Annotated in this window: 2 tRNA genes; both read left to right on the top strand. The window is 55.7% G+C overall.

Features of this window, described 5'->3' with window-relative positions:
- Positions 1–70: 70 nt before the first annotated feature.
- A tRNA-Met gene (locus C9J34_RS21520) sits at positions 71–144 on the top strand.
- A 7-nt stretch (positions 145–151) separates the two neighbouring features.
- Positions 152–228 (top strand) — tRNA-Ile (locus C9J34_RS21515).
- The last annotated feature ends 72 nt before the right edge of the window (positions 229–300 follow it).

Raw genomic sequence — 300 nt, 5'->3', positions numbered from 1 at the left:
CGCCTGCCTTGCACGCAGGAGGTCAGCGGTTCGATCCCGCTAGGCTCCACCAACCATAAGTAAAGATCCTGGCGGCGTAGCTCAGCTGGCTAGAGCGTACGGTTCATACCCGTAAGGTCGGGGGTTCGATCCCCTCTGCCGCCATCTTAAAGGACCTTTAGCTCAGTTGGTTAGAGCAGACGGCTCATAACCGTCCGGTCACAGGTTCGAGTCCTGTAAGGTCCACCATTTCGCAAGATTTATATAACGGAGGAATACCCAAGTCCGGCTGAAGGGATCGGTCTTGAAAACCGACAGGCG

The sequence above is a fragment of the Metasolibacillus meyeri genome, assembly GCF_003049505.1.
GTDB classification, from domain to species: Bacteria; Bacillota; Bacilli; order Bacillales_A; family Planococcaceae; genus Metasolibacillus; species Metasolibacillus meyeri.
The sequence above is the reverse complement of the archived record's forward strand: the minus strand, read 5'-3'. Positions and strand labels throughout refer to the sequence as shown.